This is a genomic window from Dietzia sp. Alg238-R159 (assembly GCF_900537145.1).
GTDB classification, from domain to species: domain Bacteria; phylum Actinomycetota; class Actinomycetes; order Mycobacteriales; family Mycobacteriaceae; genus Dietzia; species Dietzia kunjamensis.
The window spans coordinates 70,712-91,628 of record NZ_UNRI01000005.1 but is presented as its reverse complement, the minus strand read 5'-3'; the positions used below and the strand labels follow the sequence as shown (position 1 = coordinate 91,628).

The 20,917-nt window shown below is 71.9% G+C and carries 18 protein-coding genes; 8 read left to right on the top strand and 10 right to left on the bottom strand.

Annotated features, from left to right (window positions below; translation table 11 throughout):
- Positions 1-5: 5 nt before the first annotated feature.
- Entirely contained in the window at positions 6-3,329 is a 3,324-nt protein-coding gene (locus G6R20_RS12800; RefSeq protein ID WP_205475867.1) for an error-prone DNA polymerase, read from the bottom strand.
- 33 nt (positions 3,330-3,362) lie between these two features.
- Positions 3,363-4,286: a sucrase ferredoxin gene (locus G6R20_RS12795; protein ID WP_120286212.1), complete on the bottom strand. Its 924-nt coding sequence runs from the start codon at positions 4,284-4,286 to the stop codon at positions 3,363-3,365.
- A gap of 86 nt (positions 4,287-4,372) precedes the next feature.
- On the opposite strand from G6R20_RS12795, the gene G6R20_RS12790 reads away from it, so the two are divergent.
- Positions 4,373-5,014: a hypothetical protein gene (locus G6R20_RS12790; protein WP_067712563.1), complete on the top strand. Its 642-nt coding sequence runs from the start codon at positions 4,373-4,375 to the stop codon at positions 5,012-5,014.
- Between the two features lie 32 nt (positions 5,015-5,046).
- Here the strand turns inward: G6R20_RS12790 and G6R20_RS12785 are convergent, their stop codons facing one another.
- Both G6R20_RS12785 and G6R20_RS12780 read right to left on the bottom strand, forming a co-directional pair.
- A complete protein-coding gene (locus G6R20_RS12785; RefSeq protein ID WP_163376632.1) occupies positions 5,047-6,699 on the bottom strand; it encodes a DNA polymerase Y family protein in 1,653 nt (550 codons plus the stop codon).
- Positions 6,696-7,448, bottom strand: coding sequence for a hypothetical protein (locus G6R20_RS12780; RefSeq protein ID WP_240341462.1), 753 nt, complete (start codon positions 7,446-7,448; stop codon positions 6,696-6,698). Before G6R20_RS12780 ends, G6R20_RS12785 begins: the two co-directional genes overlap by 4 nt.
- Before the next feature lie 181 nt (positions 7,449-7,629).
- On the opposite strand from G6R20_RS12780, the gene G6R20_RS12775 reads away from it, so the two are divergent.
- Together G6R20_RS12775 and G6R20_RS12770 are read left to right on the top strand one after the other, a co-directional pair.
- Positions 7,630-8,910, top strand: a complete 1,281-nt coding sequence (locus tag G6R20_RS12775; protein WP_069389172.1) for a DUF2254 domain-containing protein — start codon at positions 7,630-7,632, stop codon at positions 8,908-8,910.
- Between the two features lie 83 nt (positions 8,911-8,993).
- Positions 8,994-9,947: an L-lactate dehydrogenase gene (locus G6R20_RS12770; RefSeq protein WP_069389173.1), complete on the top strand. Its 954-nt coding sequence runs from the start codon at positions 8,994-8,996 to the stop codon at positions 9,945-9,947.
- A gap of 1 nt (position 9,948) precedes the next feature.
- On the opposite strand, the gene G6R20_RS18530 is transcribed toward G6R20_RS12770, so the two are convergent.
- The gene (locus tag G6R20_RS18530) at positions 9,949-10,092 is read right to left on the bottom strand and encodes a hypothetical protein (protein WP_167457923.1); all 144 of its coding nucleotides are present in this window, start codon (positions 10,090-10,092) and stop codon (positions 9,949-9,951) included.
- Positions 10,093-10,208: 116 nt separating this feature from the next.
- Here G6R20_RS18530 and G6R20_RS12765 point away from each other — a divergent pair, with 116 nt between their 5' ends.
- Positions 10,209-10,610, top strand: coding sequence for a DUF6157 family protein (locus tag G6R20_RS12765; protein WP_163376630.1), 402 nt, complete (start codon positions 10,209-10,211; stop codon positions 10,608-10,610).
- Here G6R20_RS12765 and G6R20_RS12760 read toward each other — a convergent pair.
- The 4 genes from G6R20_RS12760 to G6R20_RS12745 all read right to left on the bottom strand — a co-directional run bounded on the left by G6R20_RS12760 (position 10,607) and on the right by G6R20_RS12745 (position 14,311).
- Entirely contained in the window at positions 10,607-11,227 is a 621-nt protein-coding gene (locus G6R20_RS12760) for a GDSL-type esterase/lipase family protein (protein WP_069389174.1), read from the bottom strand. The genes G6R20_RS12765 and G6R20_RS12760 overlap by 4 nt on opposite strands.
- 80 nt (positions 11,228-11,307) lie before the next feature.
- Positions 11,308-12,051 carry a response regulator transcription factor gene (locus tag G6R20_RS12755; protein ID WP_269502345.1) on the bottom strand — a complete coding sequence of 248 codons (744 nt, stop codon included), beginning with the start codon at positions 12,049-12,051 and terminating at the stop codon, positions 11,308-11,310.
- The gene (locus G6R20_RS12750; RefSeq protein ID WP_163376629.1) at positions 12,048-13,319 is read right to left on the bottom strand and encodes an ATP-binding protein; all 1,272 of its coding nucleotides are present in this window, start codon (positions 13,317-13,319) and stop codon (positions 12,048-12,050) included. Before G6R20_RS12750 ends, G6R20_RS12755 begins: the two co-directional genes overlap by 4 nt.
- An 11-nt stretch (positions 13,320-13,330) precedes the next feature.
- The gene (locus G6R20_RS12745) at positions 13,331-14,311 is read right to left on the bottom strand and encodes a mechanosensitive ion channel domain-containing protein (protein WP_083249738.1); all 981 of its coding nucleotides are present in this window, start codon (positions 14,309-14,311) and stop codon (positions 13,331-13,333) included.
- A gap of 90 nt (positions 14,312-14,401) precedes the next feature.
- Between G6R20_RS12745 and G6R20_RS12740 the strand changes: the two genes are divergently transcribed.
- Both G6R20_RS12740 and G6R20_RS12735 read left to right on the top strand, forming a co-directional pair.
- The gene (locus tag G6R20_RS12740; protein WP_163376628.1) at positions 14,402-15,652 is read left to right on the top strand and encodes a PspC domain-containing protein; all 1,251 of its coding nucleotides are present in this window, start codon (positions 14,402-14,404) and stop codon (positions 15,650-15,652) included.
- Positions 15,649-16,008, top strand: coding sequence for a hypothetical protein (locus G6R20_RS12735; RefSeq protein WP_159148598.1), 360 nt, complete (start codon positions 15,649-15,651; stop codon positions 16,006-16,008). The genes G6R20_RS12740 and G6R20_RS12735 overlap by 4 nt, the downstream gene beginning before the upstream one ends.
- A 257-nt stretch (positions 16,009-16,265) precedes the next feature.
- Here the strand turns inward: G6R20_RS12735 and guaA are convergent, their stop codons facing one another.
- Entirely contained in the window at positions 16,266-17,879 is a 1,614-nt protein-coding gene (gene guaA, locus G6R20_RS12730) for a glutamine-hydrolyzing GMP synthase (protein ID WP_275898250.1), read from the bottom strand.
- A gap of 122 nt (positions 17,880-18,001) precedes the next feature.
- Between guaA and G6R20_RS12725 the strand changes: the two genes are divergently transcribed.
- Positions 18,002-19,495 carry a wax ester/triacylglycerol synthase family O-acyltransferase gene (locus tag G6R20_RS12725; protein ID WP_163376627.1) on the top strand — a complete coding sequence of 498 codons (1,494 nt, stop codon included), beginning with the start codon at positions 18,002-18,004 and terminating at the stop codon, positions 19,493-19,495.
- Positions 19,496-19,507: 12 nt separating this feature from the next.
- Entirely contained in the window at positions 19,508-20,902 is a 1,395-nt protein-coding gene (locus G6R20_RS12720; protein WP_240341461.1) for a wax ester/triacylglycerol synthase family O-acyltransferase, read from the top strand.
- Positions 20,903-20,917: the final 15 nt, after the last annotated feature.

Genomic DNA, 20,917 nt, shown 5'->3' with positions numbered 1-20,917 from the left:
GGCGGTCATCGGAAGTCCCGGCTGCGGCCGATCGCCATGCCCAGGTGCAGGCGTTCGATCTTGTCCGCCACCACGCTGACCGCGCCGGAGCGGTTCTCCACGGTGCCGCGGACGATGAGCGCCGGGGACGCGGAGACGATCGGCCGGTATCGCGCCCACAGGCCGACCGAGCACACGATGTTGGTCATGCCCGTCTCGTCCTCGAGGCTGAGGAAGGTCACGCCCTCCGCTGTGGCGGGGCGCTGCCGGTGGGTGACGGCTCCGGCGACCTCGACGCGGCTGCCGTCGGGGACGTGGGCGAGCCCGGCGGTGGTGCATACGCCGCGGGAGTCGAGCCACGGCCGGGCGTGGACGGTCGGGTATTCCTCGGGGCTGATCCCGGTGGCCGACAGGTCGGCGGAGGTGAGTTCGAGGACGCTCATGCCGGGCAGGGCCGGGGCGTCGACCTGGCTGAGCCCGGGCAGCATGCCGGGCTTCTCGCGGGCCGCGGTGGCCGCCGACCACAGGGCGGACCGACGGCCCCCGGTGCCGAGCGAGTCGAGCGCCCCGGCGGTGGCGAGTGCCTCCATCTGCCGGACGGACAGGCCGGTGCGGCCGGCGAGGTCGGCGGCGGAGGTGTACGGGCCGTGGGTGTCGCGTTCATCGGCGATCGCGGTGGCCAGGTCCTCACCGATCGCCCGGACCGACTCCAGTCCGAGGCGCACCTCGGCACCATCGTTCTCGCAGGTGGCCCCACCGAGTGAGCGGTTGACGCACGGGCGGTGCACGGTGACACCGTGCCGGCGGGCGTCGGCGACGAGCGACTGCGGCGAGTAGAAGCCCATGGGCTGGCTGCGCAGCAGCGCCGCGCAGAAGATCGCCGGGTGGTGGCACTTGAACCATGCGGAGTAGTAGACGATGGCGGCGAAGGACTGGGAGTGGCTCTCGGGGAAGCCGTAGTTGGCGAAGGCGCACATCTTCTCCCAGATCCGCTCCCCCACCTCCGGCCCGGTGACCGGGGTCCCGGGCGGGCTGGTGCCGATCCCGTGCAGGTCGCGCATCCCGTCGAAGAACCGTTCCTTCAGTCGGGCCATCCGTTCGGGTGACCGCTTGGACCCCATCGCGCGGCGCAACTGGTCGGCTTCCGCTCCGGTGAAGCCCGCGATGACGGTGGCGATCTGCATGAGCTGCTCCTGGAACAGCGGGATCCCCAGCGTGCGTCCCAGCACCTCCTCCAGCGCGGGGTGGTCGAACACCACCTTCTCCCGGCCGTTGCGGCGACGGATGTAGGGGTGCACGGACCCGCCCTGGATGGGGCCGGGACGGATGAGCGCCACCTCGACCACCAGGTCGTAGAACGTCCGCGGTCGGAGCCGGGGCAGGGTGGCCATCTGTGCGCGGGACTCCACCTGGAACACACCCACCGAGTCGCCCAGGCACAGCATCTCGTAGACCTTCGGGTCCGCGAGGTCCAACCGGGCCAGGTCCACGTCGAGATCCTTGTGTTCCGCCGCGAGGTCGATGGCGTGATGCAGTGCGGTGAGCATGCCCAGGCCCAGCATGTCGAACTTGACCAGCCCGACCGCCGCGCAGTCGTCCTTGTCCCACTGCAGGACCGTCCGTCCCGGCATGCGTGCCCACTCGACGGGTACCACGTCCGCCACCGGGCGGTCGCAGATCACCATGCCTCCCGAGTGGATCCCCAGGTGGCGGGGCAGTCCGACGAGCCGCCGTGCCAGCGCGAGCACATCGGGCGGGACGGTGTGCTCGGTGGCCTCCCTCTCGTGGTTCTTCAACCCCGACCACCGGTCGACGCTCTTCGACCACGCGTCCTGTTGCCCCGGGGAGTAGCCCAGGGCCCGGGCCACGTCCCGCACGGCCGATCGTCCGCGGTAGGTGATGACGTTGGCGACCTGGGCGGCGTGGTTCCGGCCGTACCGGGAGTAGACGTACTGGATGGCCTCCTCCCGACGGCCCGACTCGATGTCCACGTCGATGTCCGGCGGGCCGTCGCGCTCCGGCGCCAGGAACCGCTCGAACAGCAGCTGCGCACGCACCGGGTCGACGTTGGTGATCCCCAGCGAGTAGCAGACCGCCGAGTTGGCGGCCGAGCCGCGGCCCTGGCAGAGGATGCCCTCGCGGTGGCAGAACTCGACGATGTCGTGGACGACGAGGAAGTACCCGGGAAAGCCCAGTTCGGCGATCACCTGTAGTTCGCGGTCGATCTGCGCATACGCCTCCGGGGCCTCTTCGCGTGTCCCGTAGCGCCGGGCGGCGCCGGCGTAGGCGAGCTCGGCGAGCATCGTGTCCTCGGTGTAGCCCTCGGGGACGTCGAACGGAGGTAGCTGCGGGGCGATGAGTCGGAGGTCGAACGCGCACTCCCGGCCCAGCCTGTCCGCCCCGGCCACGGCGTCGGGCCAGCGGTCGAACAGCTCCGCCATCTCCTCGCCCGAGCGCAGGTATACCCCGCCTGCGGCGGGCAGGTGCGCTGCGTGGGTCTCCAGCGCGTCACGCGCACCGAGCGCCGCCATGACCGAGGCCAGTCGCGCGTCCTCCGGCCCGGCGCAGTGGGCAGCGGTGGTCGCCACGACGGGCAGGCCCGCCTGTGCGGCGAGGCCAGCCAACGCGTCGCATCGTTCCGTGTCCTCGGGAACCCCGTGACAGGTCAGCTCCACGACCACCCTGTCCTGACCGAACAGCTCGACGAGCTGGTCCAGGGCCACACCGGCAGCGGGGATGTCGAAGTCGGACGCCCCCGTCCCGCCGCGCTCCAGGGCCCGACGGACCCGGCCCCGACGACAGCCGGTGAGCACATACCAGTGACCGCCGGCCGCCTCCGCGAGCTCGGCGATCTCGTACCGCGGTTCGCCCTTGGCCCCACCCCGTAGGTGGGCGTGGGCGATCGAGCGCGACAACCGCCGGTAGCCCTCCTCTCCCCTGGCCAGGACCAGCAGGTGCTCCCCGCCCGGTAGCGAGAGTTCCGCCCCGAACACCGTGGCCAGTCCCAGCTCGGAGGCGGCCTCGGCGAAACGCACGACCCCGTACAACCCGTCGTGGTCGGTGATCGCGAGCGCTGTGAGCCCCAGTTCCGCCGCTGCCTCTGCCATGGCCTCGGGAGAGGAGGCCCCGTCGAGGAAGCTGAACGCGGTGTGGGCGTGCAGCTCCGCGTACGGCACTCTCCCCTGGGCTCGGGCCCGCGGAGGGGCCGTGTACCCGCCACGCTTGCGTGACCAGGCGGGTGCGTCGCTGCCGTCGCCGGGGTGCGGGTTCTCGACCCCGCGCGGTCCCGGTCGTCCGGAGAGCACCCGTTCGAGTTCCGACCACGTTCTGGGCCCGTGGTACCAGTTCACCGGTGCTCACCCGCCGGGTGCCGGTGGGCCGGCTCAGAGCACGGTGAGGGACTCCACGACCCACGCCGAGGCCTCGCCGGCGGGCTTGCGGCAACTCTGCTGGCGTGGCGGGAGCGGTCGCTTCCCTGCCTCGACCCGCCAGGCGCGCCCGTCGGTGTGCCGGACGACGACCACGAGCGGGTCATCCGGGTCGATGTCGACGGTGAGATCGTCGATCCCCGCCTCCACGCCGGAGTCCCGGACGGCGACCTCTGCCACCTGCCCGGCCGGCGGCCATGTACTGCGACCCCGCAGGTGCTCGGTGACGACCCGACCGTCCAGTTCGGCCTCGACGATGCGGGCCGCGAGATCCGCCTCCGCGGGTCCGTAGGTGTAGCCGGTGCCGGGGAGCAGCAGGACCGGGGCGAAGCGGTGCCCGCCGGTGTGGGAGCACTCCCACACCGCGGCGTCCGGATCGAGCGCGGACAGGCGGGCTCCGACCAGCTCATCCAGTTCGGCCACGACCGGACGCCCCCGGACCGCACAGCACTGGTCACGCTTGGCGTGGGTGCACACCAGCGGCACCGGGGCCGAGATCTCGCGGGTACCCGCCACGTGCCCACCGGGCGAGAGGTCCAGGTCGAGCATGTCCGCGGGACGGTCGACACGGCCGACCCGGATACTCCGCCGGCCGGGCCTGGTGTCGCACAGGTAGAAACGGTGACGGTCGATGCGTTGGCCCTCGCGGCCCGGGCGCCGGATGAAGAGCATCCGGGATCCGCAGGCCGAGACATGTTCCTTGAGTCGCTCGGACAGCTCCTCGCCCAGGGCTTCGCCGTCGAAGATATCGCGTCCCCAGCGCGCGGGAACCTCCAACAGGACCCACGATTCCTCGTGGGCCGCGGTACCGGCGGGCGGCTCATCGGCCGACTGGAGGGAACACCAGGCAGTGAGTGGGGTGGGATCGATGACTGACACGCCCCCATGGTGCCCCACCGCGCGACGTGGTGTAACTGTAGCCACCTCGTGGGACAAAAGTGATGAGAGGGACTTAAGCTGGGGGCATGCGTACCCGACATCGCCGCCTCGCAGCGGCCGCCGCCCTGACCGCCGCCGCGTCCCTGGCCATGGCGGGCTGCGGGGCCGACACCTCGACCGACGCCCCCGCCACCAGCCAGACAACCACTGCGGGATCCTCCCCGGCCGCCCTGGCGCAGGCTCTGGCGCCGGAGGAGACCGAGGCCGCCGACCCCACCGCCGGCCCGACGGACTCCGCCCCCAAGCGCGAGGAGGCGGACGCTGCCGCCGGACGCGCAGAACTGGTGGTATCCGAGATCCGCATGGGCAATTTCCAGGGCAAGGACCGTGTGGTCTTCGAACTCGACGGCCGCGGGACCCCGAGCTATTCCGTGGACTATGTGGACAGCCCGGCCCAGCAGGGCAGCGGCTTTCCGGTGGAAGTGCCGGGCGACTCCTTCCTGCAGGTGACGATCGGCGGCCAGGTCCTGCCCACCCAGACCGGCATGGAGGAGGTCCCCGTGGGCACCGTGGCCGGCGACGACGCGACCGGGGTGGCGGGCGTGGCGTTCACGGGACAGTTCGAGGGGCAGGCGCAGTCCGTGATCGGCCTCGAGGGCTCGGACCGGGCATTCTCCGCCTTCCTGCTGCAGAACCCGACCCGCCTGGTGGTCGACATCGAGCGCTGAGCCGCGCCGGGGGCGCCTCATCCGCGAACGGCTCATTCGTAGACTCCTTCCACGATCCAGTTCCCCTGTTCGTCCCCGAGCACGCCGCAGAGCAGCAATGCCGCCGCGCGCTCGGGGACGACCTGTATGCGGGCCCGAGGGCGGCGAGGCCCGCCGTCGGGCGTCGGCTCCCACCAGGCCTCGTCGATCGGCCACGGCCGTGACCAGCCGAGCAGCGCGCAACGGCGACCGCCCACCTCGACCGCGGCAGGCCTGCCGCTGAGCAGACCCCGCGGGGTCACCCCCACGACATCTCCGGCTGCGCTGCGCAGCACGACTCCCCTGACGAGTGTCACCCGCGCCGCGACGGCGGCTCCCGGGTCGCCGCTCTCGCGGATCTCCAACCGGTAGCCCGGCCCCGGCCACACCACCGACGGCGAGGGGGCAGGCAGCGCCCCCGGCCACGGCCCCTGAGCGGCGGGCTCGGCCGGGGCGTCACCGTACGGCAGTGACCGCACCCGCTCGGCCGGCCCGCGGCCGCCCACTTCCACGGGCACACGGACCGCCTCGGGCCCGAGCAGACCCTGGACCCGCACCAGTGCGCGGTGGACGCGGGCCTCCGCGAGCCCGGCCTCGCCCCAGAGCCCCTCCTGTACGCGGCCGGCGGGGACCACCTCCACCGGTTCCAGGACGAGGGCGGTGACCGCGCCCCCGGCCCCACCGGCGATCGCGGTCCCGGTGAGCCACCCCTCGAGTTGCCAGCGGAGCCGATCGGCGGTGCCCTCCGGGGTGAGGGGCGATGAGCACCGCCACACCCGGTTGACCTCCGTACCGCCCTCCACCCGGGCGGTAATGGACAGACGCAGGCACGAGACGCCGGACGCGGCGAGCACGGCGTGCAGCTCCCCCGCCAGCCGCCGACCGAGGAACGCGGCCTCGTCGACACGCTCCAGTGGCGGGTCGCACCGGTGCTCGACCGCCGACCCCGTGGGCACCGCGGACACCGAGGGCGGACGCCACGGGACGGCGCGGGCGATACGGTGCGCCACCGCACCCCCCTCCCCGAAGCGGGTGGCCACATCACGCGGCGGTAGCGCGGCGAAGTCGCCGAGCGTCCGCACGCCGAGGCGGTGCAGCAACCCGACCAACTCGGACAGCACCTCGGGGTCCCCCAACGCGGGTTCCACCACGAGTGCGTCCACAGGCAATCCGGCCAGGTAGTCAGCGTCCCCACCTGGTTCCAGCAGTGCCGAACCGCGGGCCCCGAGCACGGCCGTGGGCAATTCGTCCGCGAGGCCCACCTGACACTCCGCGCCGGCGGCCGCCACCGCGTCGACGACGCGGGTGACGACCTGTTCGACCCCACCGTGGAAGCGCAGGGCACCCGCTGCGGAGAACACGAACAGTCCGGGGCGCAGCACCTCGATACCCGGGACGACGGCATCGAGCGCCTGCACCACGGGCTCGAACCACGCGGCGTCCCGGGCCGGGTCGGCCGCGACCACCACGAGTTCGGGACAGCGGAACTGCGCCTCACGCCGGCGCAGACCACGACGCACCCCCACCGCGCGGGCGACGGCGTTGCACGCGAGCACCCCCCGGGGCCCGACGACCGCCAACGGAAGATGCAGCCCGTGCCCCTCGGCCCGTGCCGCCGCGACCGTCGGCCAGTCCGGGCACCACACCGCCATGACCCGGGCGCTCATCCCGCCGCCACCCATTCCGCGGTCCGGGCGGGTGCCGCCCGGCCGGAACAGCGCACCACCGTGGAGACCGAGGCCAGCCGACCCGCGCCCGCACCCAGTCCGCCGTAGCGGCAGTGCCGCCCCGCCAGTGTCAGCTCCGCCCCGGGCCACCCGGCGCCCACGAGCAACACCGCGCCAGCGGCTCGGACCCGCCCCGCCAGCACCCGCGCACGGGACGGGGCGACCGGGGCCACACCAGGCCCCAGCAAGACCAGGTCCAGCCCGTCGAGCAGGACGGACACCACCGCTGCGGGATCCGGGCCGGGATCCGGGACCAGCGCCAGACAGTCCAGTCGACCTCCCTGCTCGGCCACCGCGGCCACGCCGAGCTCCGGCCACCCGACCACCGCACACCTGGCACCGGCGGCCGTGGCCGCGGCGAGCAACCCCACCCGTAGGGTGGCGCTGCCGGACACCGCCGTGACGCGGCCCGCGGGCAGCACCCCACCCGGCAACAGGGGCGCCACCGACCCCGGAACCGCGACTCCGGGAACCGCGATCTCCGCCGCTTCCGCGGGGGCAACGGGGGCAGCCGGAGCAGAGGGCGCAGAGGGCGCAGAGACGACCGAAGCCGGCCCTGCCGGGGCCTGGGCGCGAACCGCGGCGGGTGCACCGCCGCCGGGCATCGCGGCCAGGCGGCGACGCAGCTCCGTGACACGCTCATCCCGGCCGAGGCCGGACAGGTCGACAGGTGACGTCGCCACTACCATCATCCCCACCTCCCACCGGGTCCGACACGCCGGACAGACCATTGATCGAATGGCTTTTCGAGTACGCGATCAGTGAACACCACGGGTACGACATCGCGCAAGAACACCTGTTCGACAGGCCGGAACGCGCTTCACCGTCGGACCCACCGGCTACGCTGTGTCCACCACAGAGAGGACAGCCATGGCCGGACTACGCTTCCGACTCCGACAGATCAGCCGCCGCTTCTGGTTTCTCCCCGCCGTGATGACCCTCGTCGCGTTGGGCCTCGCCCACCTGGGGACGTGGTTGTCCACCAACCCGGGCACGAGTGACGAGGCGGCCTCCTGGATCTACGGCGGCGGCGTGGAGGGCTCCCGGAGCATCCTCGCCGCCGTGGCGAGCAGCTCGATCGGCGTCGGCGGCACCGTCTTCTCCATCACCATCGCCGCCCTCTCCTACGCCGCCGGCACCATGGGGCCGCGCCTGCTCCAGAACTTCACCGAGGACCGCGGCAACCAGATCACACTGGGCGTCTTCATCTCCACCTTCGCCTTCAGCCTCTACAGCCTCCGCACGGTCACCGGTGGCGACGAGGGGACCCCGTTCGTCCCCCAGTACAACGTCACCCTCGCCCTCATCCTGGCGCTCGGGTGCATCAGCGCACTCGTGTACTTCATCGGCCACGTCACCGGGTCGATCAACACCACCCGCGTCGTGAACCTCCTCACCACGGATCTACGTTCCTCCCTGCTCACCGCCACCGAGCTGACGGATCCGGACCGCGATGTGCTGCCCCCACCAGAGGAGGAGTTCTGGGCGGACGCGGAGACTCTCCTCGTGGAGAAGGGCGGCTACCTGCAGCTCGTCGACCACGGGCGGCTCGTCGAACTCGCCGTCGAGACCGGGACGACGATCCGGCTCCTCGTGCGACCCGGGGATTATCTCTATCCGAACTCCCCCGTGGCCGAGGCCGTCCCCACCCTGCCCGAGGGCATCATGCCCGCCCTCACGGTCGGTGAATCCCGTACCCGCGACCAGGATGTCGAGCACGCCGTCCGTCTACTCGCCGAGGTGGGCACGCGTGCCCTGAGCCCCGGGACCAACGACCCGTTCACCGCCGTCGACGTCGTGGACCGCTTCGGGGACGCCCTGTGCACCCTCGAGGACAGGGAATGGCCGACCGGGGTGCACGCCAGGGACGGGGAGGTCCGCCTCGTCGTGGCGACCTCCGACTTCGCCGGCCTCGTCGCCACGATGTTCGACCAGATGCGGCAGTACGGTGCGGGTGCGCCAGCGGTCAGCATCAGGATTCTCGACGTCCTCGCCGTCGCGACGCAGGTCCTCGATGACCCTGACCGTCGTGCGGTCCTCACCCACCACGCCACGAAGCTCCGTGACGACGCCCTCGAAGCCACCCGCAACGCCGACGACCGGATCACCATCGAGCGTCGTCACCGCGCCGTGCTCGACGCCGCCGGATAGCGGGGCCGAGCCGGACGGCAGGGCCCACCGACGTTCCTCCGATACCCTCCGGGCGGCGACCCCACGCCTCTACCCTTGCGGGCATGAAGGCCTCCGTCGGGAATCGCATCGTGCTCATCGGCGCCGGGGACGTGGGTATCGCCTACGCCTACGCGCTCGTCAACCAGGGGCTGGCCGACCATCTGACCATCATCGACATCGACCACGACAAACTCGTCGGAGAGGTCATGGATCTCAACCACGGGGTCGTGTGGGCGCCCTCCCCCACCCTCGTCACCGAGGGCACCTATGCCGACTGCACCGACGCCACCATGGTGGTCATCTGCGCCGGCGCAGCCCAGAAACCCGGCGAGACCCGCCTCGACCTCGTGGGCAAGAACATGACGCTGTTCGAGAACATCGTCGGTGACGTCATGGCGACCGGGTTCGATGGCATCCTGCTGGTCGCCACCAATCCCGTCGACATCCTCACCCAGGCGTCGTGGCGTTACTCCGGGCTCCCCGCCGCGCAGGTCATCGGCTCCGGCACGATCCTCGACTCGGCGCGCTTCCGGTTCATGCTGGGCCAGTACTACGACGTGGCACCGATGAGCGTGCACGCCTCGATCATCGGGGAACACGGCGACACCGAGCTGCCGGTATTCTCCTCCGCCAACGTCTCCGGGGTGCCGCTGCGCCGCGACCTGGCGGGCGACCCGGCCAAGCGGGAACGCCTGACGCAGATCTTCGACGAGACCCGGGACGCCGCCTACCGGATCATCGACTCGAAGGGGTCCACCAGCTACGGCATCGGGATGGGGCTGGCCCGCATCACCCGGGCGGTGCTGCGCAACGAGCAGGTCTCGCTACCGGTCTCCACCCTGCTGCGGGGCGAGTACGACCAGGACGGGATCTTCATCGGGGTGCCCGCGGTGATCGGGCGGACCGGCGTCCAGCGGGTGGTGGAGCTGGAGCTCGACACCACCGAACGCGAACAGTTCGCCCGCAGCGCGAGTGCACTGCGGGCGGTGTCCGAACAGTTCGAGATCCTGCGCTGACTCAGAGCGCGCCGGGGGGATCACTGGCCGGGAAGGACTCGTCACCCCACTCGTCGGCGACCGCGTCGTCGTGGTCGTACCGGGCCTTGTCCGCGGGCTCCTCGGAATGCTCGCCGACACGGTCAGGGTTCTGCGGACTCGTCATGATTCATCCTCCTGCCGCCGTACGGGGCGTACGACGAGAATCAGGTTACCGGAGACCATCACCTCACCGCCGGGACAACCGGACACCCGGGACCGCTACAGGAACAGAGGCGCACAATGCACACCACCCACTACACCGACACCCTGATCCTGCCCGCCCCGGACGCCAGGGCCGTGGCGGCGACCGCCCCGCCCTCCGGGAAGGGGTCGGTCGCCGAGCTGCAGTACGAACGACTCTCGGGCGAGGACTACCGGTGGACGAGCGATGACCTGATATTCGACGTGTACTGCCAGCGCAAGGACATAGCCGAAGTCGACCGCGCAGCAGAACGCGAACGGTTCTTCTCCACGGGCCAACCGTGCCTGCGCACCTCCCCGCTGGCCAAGACCTACGGCTGGGCGCTGCACTTCGACTCCGACGGGCGCATCGCGCTGCTGCCGATGGACTCGACGCGCGTGGCCGAGCTCGAGGCGGACCCGACGGTGACGGTCAGGGCCGCCATGAAGAGTTCCCGCTAGTAACCCGGCTCGACATCCGGCAGGAGACGCAACCACTCGAGCACAGGACCGGAGATCACCTGGCCGAACTGCTCGTACCCGCCGGGCCCGGGGTGGGCGCCGTCGCCGGCGGCGACCTCGCGCATCCACTGACCACCCGCCAGCAGCACGTCGAAGGTCGGCACGAACGGCACCCCGGCCTCGTCGCACACCTGCGCCATGGTCTCGGCCCGGGCGGCGATACGCTCGTTGACCTCGTCCCACACCACCGGCGGCGGCCCCACCACGAGGAACCGCCCCTCGGGCGCCCGGTCGATCATTCCGCGCAGCGCCGCGACGGTGCCCGCCTCGTCGACACGCAACGCGCCCTCGTGCTCCATGACGTCGTTGACGCCGAACTCCGCGATCACCGCGGTCGTGGGGAACGCGGCCCGCCGACGATCGACCTCGTCCCAGCGGGCCAGGATCATCTCGGAGGTGTCCCCGCCGATCCCGGCGACCGCGGCGTGGATGTGCACACCGGCCGAGGGGCCGGCCTCGATCAGGTGCGCGGTCCACCCGCGGCCCGTGTCATCGCCGTATCCGGCCACGAACGAGTCACCGATGATGCACACGGGCAGGTCGCGCGGTTCGCTCATCCCGGTCACGCTATCGGTCCGGGTGGATGCGCGGAGCCGACCCGGGCGAGAAGCCACTCCGGCCGGGCCGGGCGAGGGGATCAGTCCAGGTGCCGGGACTGCGCCCAGCGGGTCAGCGCGTGCCGGTTGGACTGCTGGGTCTTGCGGAGGACGTTGGAGGCGTGGGTCTCCACCGTCTTGACCGAGATGAACAACTCCTCGGCGATCTCCTTGTAGGTGTAGCCGCGGGCCAGCAGCCGCAGCACCTCTTTCTCACGCGGGGTGAGCGAGTCGACCTCGGGGTCGTGGACGGGCTCGCCACGATCGGCGGGGCCCGGGGAGGCGCGGGCGAACGCGTCCAGCACGAACCCGGCCAGTCGCGGGGAGAAGACGGCATCCCCGTCGGCGACCCGACACACGGCGTCGGCCAGGTCCTCGCCGGTGATGGTCTTGGTGACGTAGCCGCGCGCGCCGGCCCGGATCACGGCGATCACGTCCTCGGCGGCGTCGGAGACGCTCAGCGCGAGGAAGGTCGGTTCCGGGGCGCGGGCGGGATCGGCCACGCCGCCCGGGTCGGCCCCCAGCACCGACCGCAGCACGGCCACGCCGCCGCCGTCGGGCATGTGCACGTCGAGCAACACCACGTCGGGACGCACCCGGTCGATGCCGGTCACGGCCTCGGCGACGGAGCCCGCCTCGCCGACGACCTCGATGGTCGACTGTCCGGCGAGTTCGGCACGGACCCCGCTGCGGAACACCGCGTGGTCGTCCACGAGGAAGACCCGGCACATCCCGCCGCCGCCCGTCGTCGACTCCCCCGACCCGTCCTGCGGCCCGTCCGTCATTCGCCCTCCAGCGGCATCTCGATCCCGATCTCCGTCCCGCGCCCGAGCGTACTGCGCACGCGCACGGTCCCACCGCGGCTCTCCACGCGGTGTCGGATGGACTGCGCGAGCCCGTGGCGGTCGCCGCCCACGGCATCGGGGTCGAAGCCGCGTCCGCGGTCGCGGACGAACGCGCTGACCGTGCGTCCGTCGTTCTCCACGAACACGTCGGCGGTGTCGACGCCGGCGTGCTTGGCGACGTTGACCAGGGCCTCGCGGACGGCACCCAGGACGGCCTCCCCGGCGTCTCCGACCGGGCCGTCACCGCCCACCACGACCTGGTCCACCCGCAGTCCGTAGACGTCCTCGACGTCGCCGACCATCACCTCGACCGCCCCCGCGAAGGTCGCCGCGCCCGAGGACATCCGGGAGCCTGCGCCGAACAGCCACTGCCGGAGCTCCCGTTCCTGCCGGCGGGCGAGCCGCGCCACCTGGCCCGGGTCATCGGACCTCTTCTGGATGAGTGCCAGGGTCTGCAGGACGGAATCGTGCAGGTGGGAGGCGATGTCGCTGCGTTCGGACTCGCGGATCCGCGCCGCGCGCTCCTCCTCGAGGGACCGCCACAGTCGCAGTCCGACCGGCACGCTGAGCAGTCCCACGCCGACGAGGGTGGCCACGACCGCGAGGAGGGACGACCGCAGCGCGGCGAACTCGACCTGACCGAGGACGACGACGGCGAGCCCGACGACGACGAGGGTGGCCCCTGCGGTGACCCTGGCCCAGTCGAAGACCGACCGCGGCGCGACTCGTCCCCCACCGTCGTACTGCTGCCAGACCAGCCCGGCACCCAGGGCCACGACGAGGACGGGGACGATGACGCTCAGTCCCGTGGCGGTGGTCACCATGAACGAGAGCACCGCGCCCGCCACCGCCACGACGGCCAGTGCCATGCCGCGTCTGCGCTCGCGCTCGTCGCCCCGGCCCGCGCCCGCCGGCGCGGGCCCCGTCGGGGTGAGCGCCCACAGCGCCGAGTACAGGGCGACGCCGGCGCCCGAGAGCGTGGCCAGCAGGACCATGACCAGGCGTACGTGGACGACCCGCACCCCGAGGTGGTCGGCCAGTCCCACGCACACGCCCGCGACCACGGATCCGTCGCTGCCCCGGGTCAACCGCGGGTACCAGCGGAAGTCGGTCGTCGCCACGGTGGCGGGCCGCGCCGGTGGTCCGGCGACCGGGGACGCCGACCGGACCGCGGTGGCCGGCGCGGGATCGGTCGCGTTCTCACTCATGGACGCCATCGTCACAGATCATCGCCCCGAGGGGAATCGGGAAGTACCCGGATATCCACGGCCACGCTCGCCGGCGAGACACCCCCCTCCCGCAATCCGGCGACCAGGTCGCGGGAGATGGCGTCCTTGACCGCCCGCGCACCGTGACTGCCCACGACGAAGCGGACGGTGGCGAGGATCCCGTCCTCCTGCAGCGAGACGAACACCTGCGGCCCGAACTCCCGGACATCGACCGCGTACATGCGGCTCATCTGCTGCATGCTCGCCATCGCCTCGTCGCTCAGCTCCCTCGTGTGCCGGTCGGCGCAGGCGTGGAACACGGTGTCGACACGTCGGAGATCCACGTCGAACGGCAGCTTGAGCGACAGTTCCTCCCAGAGGAAGGGGAACCCGCGGGTGTAGTTGTAGACCGCCTCGTCGAAGATGACGCCGTTCGACACCGTGACCACCCGGCCGGTGAACTGACGGCTCGGTACCCAGTTGCCGGTCTCCGCGCCGGCCATCGACGACGGGGATCCCATCTCCATGACGGTCGTGCGCAGGAAACCGAGCGACATCACATCGCCCCGGACCCCACCCACGGCGATCCGGTCGCCGACCGCGAACACCCGCCCCCGGAGGATGACGAAGTAGCCCGCCAGACTCGCGATCACCTTCTGCAACGCGAACGCCAGGCCCGCGGTGACGAGTCCGACCCCCACGGTCAGGTCGGTTCCCGGGGTCACCCAGATGGAGAAGAGCGCCAGCACGGCCACGACGGCGGTGAACAGCTGCAGACTCTGCTTCGTCCAGAACCTCGACGCGGACCCGGCGGGCCCGGTGATCGCCTGCATCACCGCCCGCGAGATCGACGTGAACAGCGACAGCAGCACGAACAGCAGGATGCTGAGGAGCACCTTGAGAACGGTCCGCCCGCTGACCCCGACCAGCGTCACCCCGAAGAGCCGCAGCTGTTCGTCGGAGCCCAGGAAACCCATGACGGTGTCGACCATTCCGCCATCCTCCCTCCCCGGCGGCCTCGGGGTCGGAAATCAGGGTCGGACCCCGATGTGCCGCGGACTCCCGCCGAGCACGATGGGGTCATGTCCAGAACGAGCACCCCCGACCTCCCGTCAGAGCTCCGCTCCCTGTGGCGGACCCGTCCCGTCCGGACCCCGGACGATTCCAGGATCGCCGGCGTCTGCGGCGGCTTCGGTCGGCGCTACGGCGTCGACCCGGTCCTCTTCCGCGTCGCGTTCGTCGTCGCCGCACTGTGGGGTGGGGCGGGCGTGTTCCTGTACGCCCTGATGTGGCTGCTCCTGCGCTCCGCCGGCGACGAGGTCTCCTCCGGGGAGGCGCTCCTGGGGAAGGGCCGGGCGTCGGGCTCCAAGGTCACCGCGGTGGTCCTCGTCGTCGTCGTCCTCCTGTCCGCCCCCACCTTCGGCGGTTCCGGGGAGACCCTCCTCCTCGGCGCCGGGTTCCTCATGGTCGCGGCGATGCTCGCCGGCTGGTACGGCCTGCACCGGCGCACCCCCGAACCGCCCGCCGGGTGGGCGGAGGTCTCCGCGGTGCGGCCCTCCGCCGCTCGCGGACCCGACGCGTCGCGCGGCCGGGCCCCGGCCACCGGCGCCGGACCGTGGCGCGCGCCCGGGGCCCCGCAGGAGCCCGGCTCCGGCCCCGGAGCCCCCTTCGGGCCCCCTGTGCCGCCGTCGTGGGATCCGCTCGGCGCCGCCCCGTTCGCGTGGGACCTGCCCGAACCCGGCCTCGCCCCCGCCCCGGTCGAACCGACCCGGCCCCGGTCGCGGCTGACCAAGGTCACGCTCGGCCTGGCACTCATCGCGACCGCGGTCGCCACCGGGTTGTCGACGCTGGGCGGATTCACCTGGCTCGACACCACGCGCATCGCTGCGATCGCCCTGGCGGTGGTGGCCGGCGGGCTGCTCGTCGGCGCCGTCACCCGCCGCGGGTACGGGCTGCTCGTGGTGGCCGGACCACTCGTCGGGTTCGTGCTGCTCGCCCTGTCGGTCCAGGTCCCCACGGGTGGCTGGGAGACCTTCGGCGACGAGCGGGTGGAGATCACCTCCCCCGCCCAGCTCGACACGCCGGTCACCCACGAGGTCGGCACCGTCACCGTCGACATGCGCGAGCTCGAACTGGACCGCGACCGCAGCTACAGCATCACCAACGAGGTCGGTGAGGTGCGGGTGCTGCTGCCCGACGGGCTCGCCGTGCAGGCCGCCTGCCGGACCGAGATCGGCTCCGTCGACTGCCCCGACCCGCCCGCCGACACCGACGGGCCAATCCTGACCCTGGACATCACCACCGAGATGGGAAGCGTGAAGGTCACCCGATGAATACGAACACGCCCGCAGACGACCGCCACCACTCCACCGCGGGAGCCCCGCCCGACCAGTCGCCGCGGTTCGACCCGCAGCTGTACGACCCGCTGCCCTACGGCACCGGATACCCGACACCCGAACCGCTCGGATTCGGGGTCTCCCCCGAGCCCGCGACCACCCCGGCCGGCGCCGTCGAGGTGGTGGAGCACCGGCGGTTCGGATCGCCGGTGCTCGCCCTGGCCGGCGTGACCTCGCTGGGAGTGGCGGTGTGGGCGATCCTGGGAGCGCCCGCGATCGCCCCGACGGCGTTGCTGGCCGCGGGACTCGTCCTGGCGGTCCTCGTGGGACTGATGATGGTCATCCGCCGCTGACGCCCGACCGCGATACGCGCCGCACGGCCCCTGCGCCATCCATCGGCCCCGAATTCGTCGGCGGCGTGGACAGCCGCCCGCCGCGAAGGCGTCTCGCGTGAGCCGCGGGGCAGGCCAGACGCCATCGCGGGGGGCGGCTGTATCCGGAACGTACAGGCGCGCGAGCGAGAGTTCAGGGGCGCGAGCGAGAGTTCAGGCGCGGGAGCGGATGCCCGGGCGGTGGGGGCGGTGGGGTGGTGTGGGCGTGCGGGGGCGGCTCACTCCCACTCGATGGTGCCCGGCGGCTTGCTCGTCACGTCCAGCACGACCCGGTTGACGTCCGGGACCTCGTTGGTGATGCGGTTGGAGATCAGCGCCAGGGTCTCGTACGGCACGCGCGTCCAGTCGGCGGTCATGGCGTCCTCGGAACTCACCGGCCGCAGCACGATCGGATGACCGTACGTCCGGCCGTCGCCCTGCACGCCCACCGACCGGACATCGGCCAGCAGGACCACCGGGCACTGCCACACCGTGGAGTCCAGGCCCGCCGCGGTCATCTCCTCGCGCACGATCGCGTCCGCCGCGCGCAGGGTCTCCAGTCGGTCGCGGTCCACGGCGCCGACGATGCGGATCGCCAGGCCCGGACCGGGGAACGGGTGGCGGCCGACGATCGCCTCGGGCAGACCGAGCTCACGGCCCACGGCGCGGACCTCGTCCTTGAACAACAACCGCAGCGGCTCGACGAGCGTGAACTCCACATCGTCCGGCAGGCCGCCGACATTGTGGTGGCTCTTGATGTTGGCCGTACCCGCACCGCCACCGGACTCGACGACGTCCGGGTAGAGGGTGCCCTGGACGAGGAAGTCGACGGAAGAGGCGGCGGCCTCACCGGAACCCTGGAGTTCGAGCGCCTGCGTCACCGCCCGCTCGAAGGACCGGATGAACTCGCGGCCGATGATCTTGCGCTTGGTCTCCGGGTCAGTGACGTCGGCGAGGTGCCCGAGGAAGACGTCGGAGTCGTCCAGCGTGATGAGGCGGGCCCCGGTGGCGGCCACGAAGTCGTTCTCGACCTGCTCACGCTCGCCCGCACGCAACAGTCCGTGGTCGACGAACACACACGTGAGGCGGTCCCCGATCGCACGCTGGACCAGGGCGGCCGCGACGGCCGAGTCGACGCCGCCCGACAGGCCGCAGATCGCGTGGCCGCCGCCGATCTGCTCGCGGACGGCCTCCACCAGCTGGTCGGCGATGTTCGACGCGGTCCACGTCGGCTCGAGCCCCGCCACCTCGGTGAGGAAGCGGCTCAGCACCTGCTGGCCGTGCGGCGAATGCAGGACCTCCGGGTGGTACTGCACTCCGGCCATGCGCCGCTCGGTGCACTCGAACGCGGCGACCGGGGCACCGGACGACGACGCGGTGACGGTGAACCCCTCGGGCGCGGCCGTGACCGCGTCCCCGTGGCTCATCCACACCGGGTGGTGCTCCGGCAGGCCGGCGTGCAGGAGGCCGCCGGACACGCTCACGTCGGTACGGCCGTACTCGCGGCTACCCGTGCGAGCGACCTCACCGCCGAGGGCACCGGCCATCGCCTGGAAGCCGTAACAGATGCCGAACACCGGCAGACCCAGCTCGAACACCGCCGGGTCGAGCGAGGGCGCGTCCTCGGCGTACACGCTCGCGGGTCCGCCGGACAGCACCAGGGCGACGGGATCCTTGGCGCGGATCTCCTCGATCGTCGCGGTGTGCGGGATCACCTCGGAGTAGATGCGCGCCTCGCGCACGCGGCGCGCGATGAGCTGCGCGTACTGGGCGCCGAAGTCCACCACGAGTACCGGGCGGGGCGCCACCGCCTCGGCGGCGATCTGGGAGTCGGTCTGTGCGTTCTCGGCCACGGGGTCGAGTCTAGGCCCCGCGGCCCATCCGCCGAACTCGGCCACATCCCCCGTGCCGGGGTTCACAATGAACCCCACCACGACCCCGGCCGGCCCGGGACCGAGAGAGCTGGAGCGCATCGATGGAGCGAATGACCGGTTTCGACGCGAGCCTGCTGTACATGGAAACCGCCCAGCAACCCCTCGTGGTGGGCGGAGTCCTCTTCGTCGACGTCTCCGGCCTCGAGGTCGGGTACTCCTTCGAATGGCTCCGGACCGAGCTCGGCCGCCGGATCAAGGAACTGCCCGAACTCCGCCGCAAGATCTACGACTCCCCGCTCAACCTCGGCCACCCCGCCTGGGTCGAGGAATACGACCTCGACATCACCGCACACGTCCGCCGCGTCGACGTGGACCACCCCGGTGACGACCGCGCGGTGTTCGAGATGTGCGGCACCCTCGGCAGCCGCCCGCTGGACAGGTCACGCCCCCTGTGGGAGATGTGGGTCCTCGAGCGGCTCGCCGAACCGGACACCATCGTCGTGTACTTCCGGGCCCACCACGCCATCCTCGACGGGGCCAACGGCGCGAACATCCTGCGCAAGTTCGCCTCCGCCGGAGAGCAGCCCTCCGCCCGCGACCTCGACATGGTCCGCGTCGAGGCGGGCAACGCCAACCCCATCCGGCTCCTCGCCGGCGGGTGGTGGGATTTCTCCGTACGTCGCCCGCTGACCCTGGCCCGGCTGGTACCCGAGTTCGTCGCGCTCCCCTTCGCACTGCGCAGGGCCACGGCGGCCAGGAAGAAGTCGGACGATCCGGCCCCGGAGGAGACGGGCACGGCCGACGCCACGGACGACCTCGTCGTCGTCCCCAGGGCGGCACCGTTCACCGCGCCCCGCACCCGCTTCAACGCCACCATCACCCCCCACCGGGCGGTCTGGGGTGCCTCACTCGACCTCGGCGAGATCAGCGAGATCAAGGACGCCTTCGGCGTGACCGTCAACGACGTGTTCCTGGCGGTGATGGGCGGCGCGCTGCGGCGGTACCTGCGCTCCCACGACGACCTGCCCGACACGTCGCTCGTCGCCGTGGTCCCCGTCTCCACCCGCGACGCCGAGGACGCCCGGGGCAACAACCGCGTGACGGTCCTGTTCGCGTCCCTGGGGACCGACATCGCCGACCCGCTCGAGCGCCTGCGCGCCATCGCCGCCCGCACCAGCCGGGGCAAGAAGCAGTCGAGGAACGGCATGCGGCCGGACCTCATCCAGGACGTCGCCACGCTCGCCCCCGCCCGGACCCTGCAGATGCTGATGCGGATCTACGGCGACTTCCACCTGGCGGACCTGCATCCCGTCGTGCACAACCTCGTCGTGTCGAACATCCCCGGACCCCGTCAGGGACTGGACTTCCTCGGATGCCGGGTCACCCACGTCTACCCGCTCGGGCCCCTCATGCACGGTTCCGGACTCTCGGTTACCGCCATGTCCATGGGCGGTCGACTCGACGTGGGGATCAACGCCTGCGAGCACCTCGCCCCCGACCCCGACCTGCTCGCCACCGGGATCCGGGAGGCGATGGCCCGACTGCTGGAACTCACCCGGGAGGCGGCGCGGTCGGCGGCCGGCGGGGAGCGCTGACACGTGGAACGGATGACCGGGCTCGACGCGAGCTTCCTCTACCTCGAGACCCCCGAGCAGATGATGGTGATCAACGGCCTCGTCCACCTCGACGTGACCACCATCGAGGAGGGCTACTCGTTCGAACGCCTCCGATCCGGGCTCGCCCGCCGGGTCAAGGCCGTCCCCCCGTTCCGCCGCAAGGTCCACGACTCACCGTGGAACCCCGGCCACCCGGCGTGGGTCGAGGACTTCGACTTCGACATCACCCACCACCTACGCCGGATCGAACTCGGGCCGGCCGGCACCGAGGACGAGCTGCTGGAGACGTGCGGTCGACTCGCCTCCACCCCGCTGGACCGCGCCCACCCGCTGTGGCAGGTCTGGATCATCGAACGGGGTGACCCGCACGCGCCGACCGTCAGCGCGTTCTGCCGGGTCCACCACTCGGTGATCGACGGGATGCTGGGCGCCGAGTTGCTCTCCGCCCTCGCCGCGACGGACGCCACCACGCCCGACCAGGATCCCGCGCTCGTGCGCACGCACGTCGGACGGGCCAACACCCTGCAACTGATCGCCGGTGGCGCCCGCGACGTGCTGGGCCGGCCCCTGGCCCTCCTCCGTCTGCTCCCCGAGACGCTGTCGGTCCCCGCGGCCATGAGACGCGCCCGCGGCCGGGCCGGCCACGGGGAATCCATGCCGGCCCCGTTCACGGCGCCGCGGACCCTCTTCAACCACTCGCTCACCCCGCACCGCGCCGTGGCCACCGCATCACTCGACCTGGCGTCCGTCAAGCTCGTCACCGCCCGCCTCGGCGGCACCGTCAACGACGTCCTCCTCACCGTGGTCGGCGGCGCTGTCAGGTCCTACCTCGAGGCCCACGGAGACGCCCCCGCCTCCTCCATGGTGGCGATCGTCCCCATGTCCACCCGAGACGATCTGGCCACCGGTGGCGCCAACCAGGTGTCGGCCATGTTCGCCTCCCTGGCCACGGATGTGGCCGACCCGGTCGAACGGTACGAGCGGATCTCCGCCGCAGCGGAGACCACGAAGCGCCAGGCCGCGAGCATCCGACCGGCGCTCTTGGACAATTGGGCCCGCATGGGCCCCCGTCGGCTACTCGACATGGGCATGCGGGCGTACGAGGCGCTGAGACTCGCCGACGTCCACCCGGTGATCTACAACCTCATCGTCTCGAACGTGCCCGGCCCCCGTCACGCCCTCTACTTCCTCGGCGCGCGGATCACCCACATGCACCCCTTCGGCCCGCTGCTCCACGGTGCGGGGCTGTCCGTGACCAGCCTGTCGACCGACGGGCGGCTCGACCTGGGGGTGATCTCGTGCGAACACCTGGTGCCGGACCCGGACGCGGTGGCCCGTGGGATCGCGGCGGCGCTCGACGAGTTGCTCGAGCTCACCGCCCCCTGACCGGGCTCACCGCCT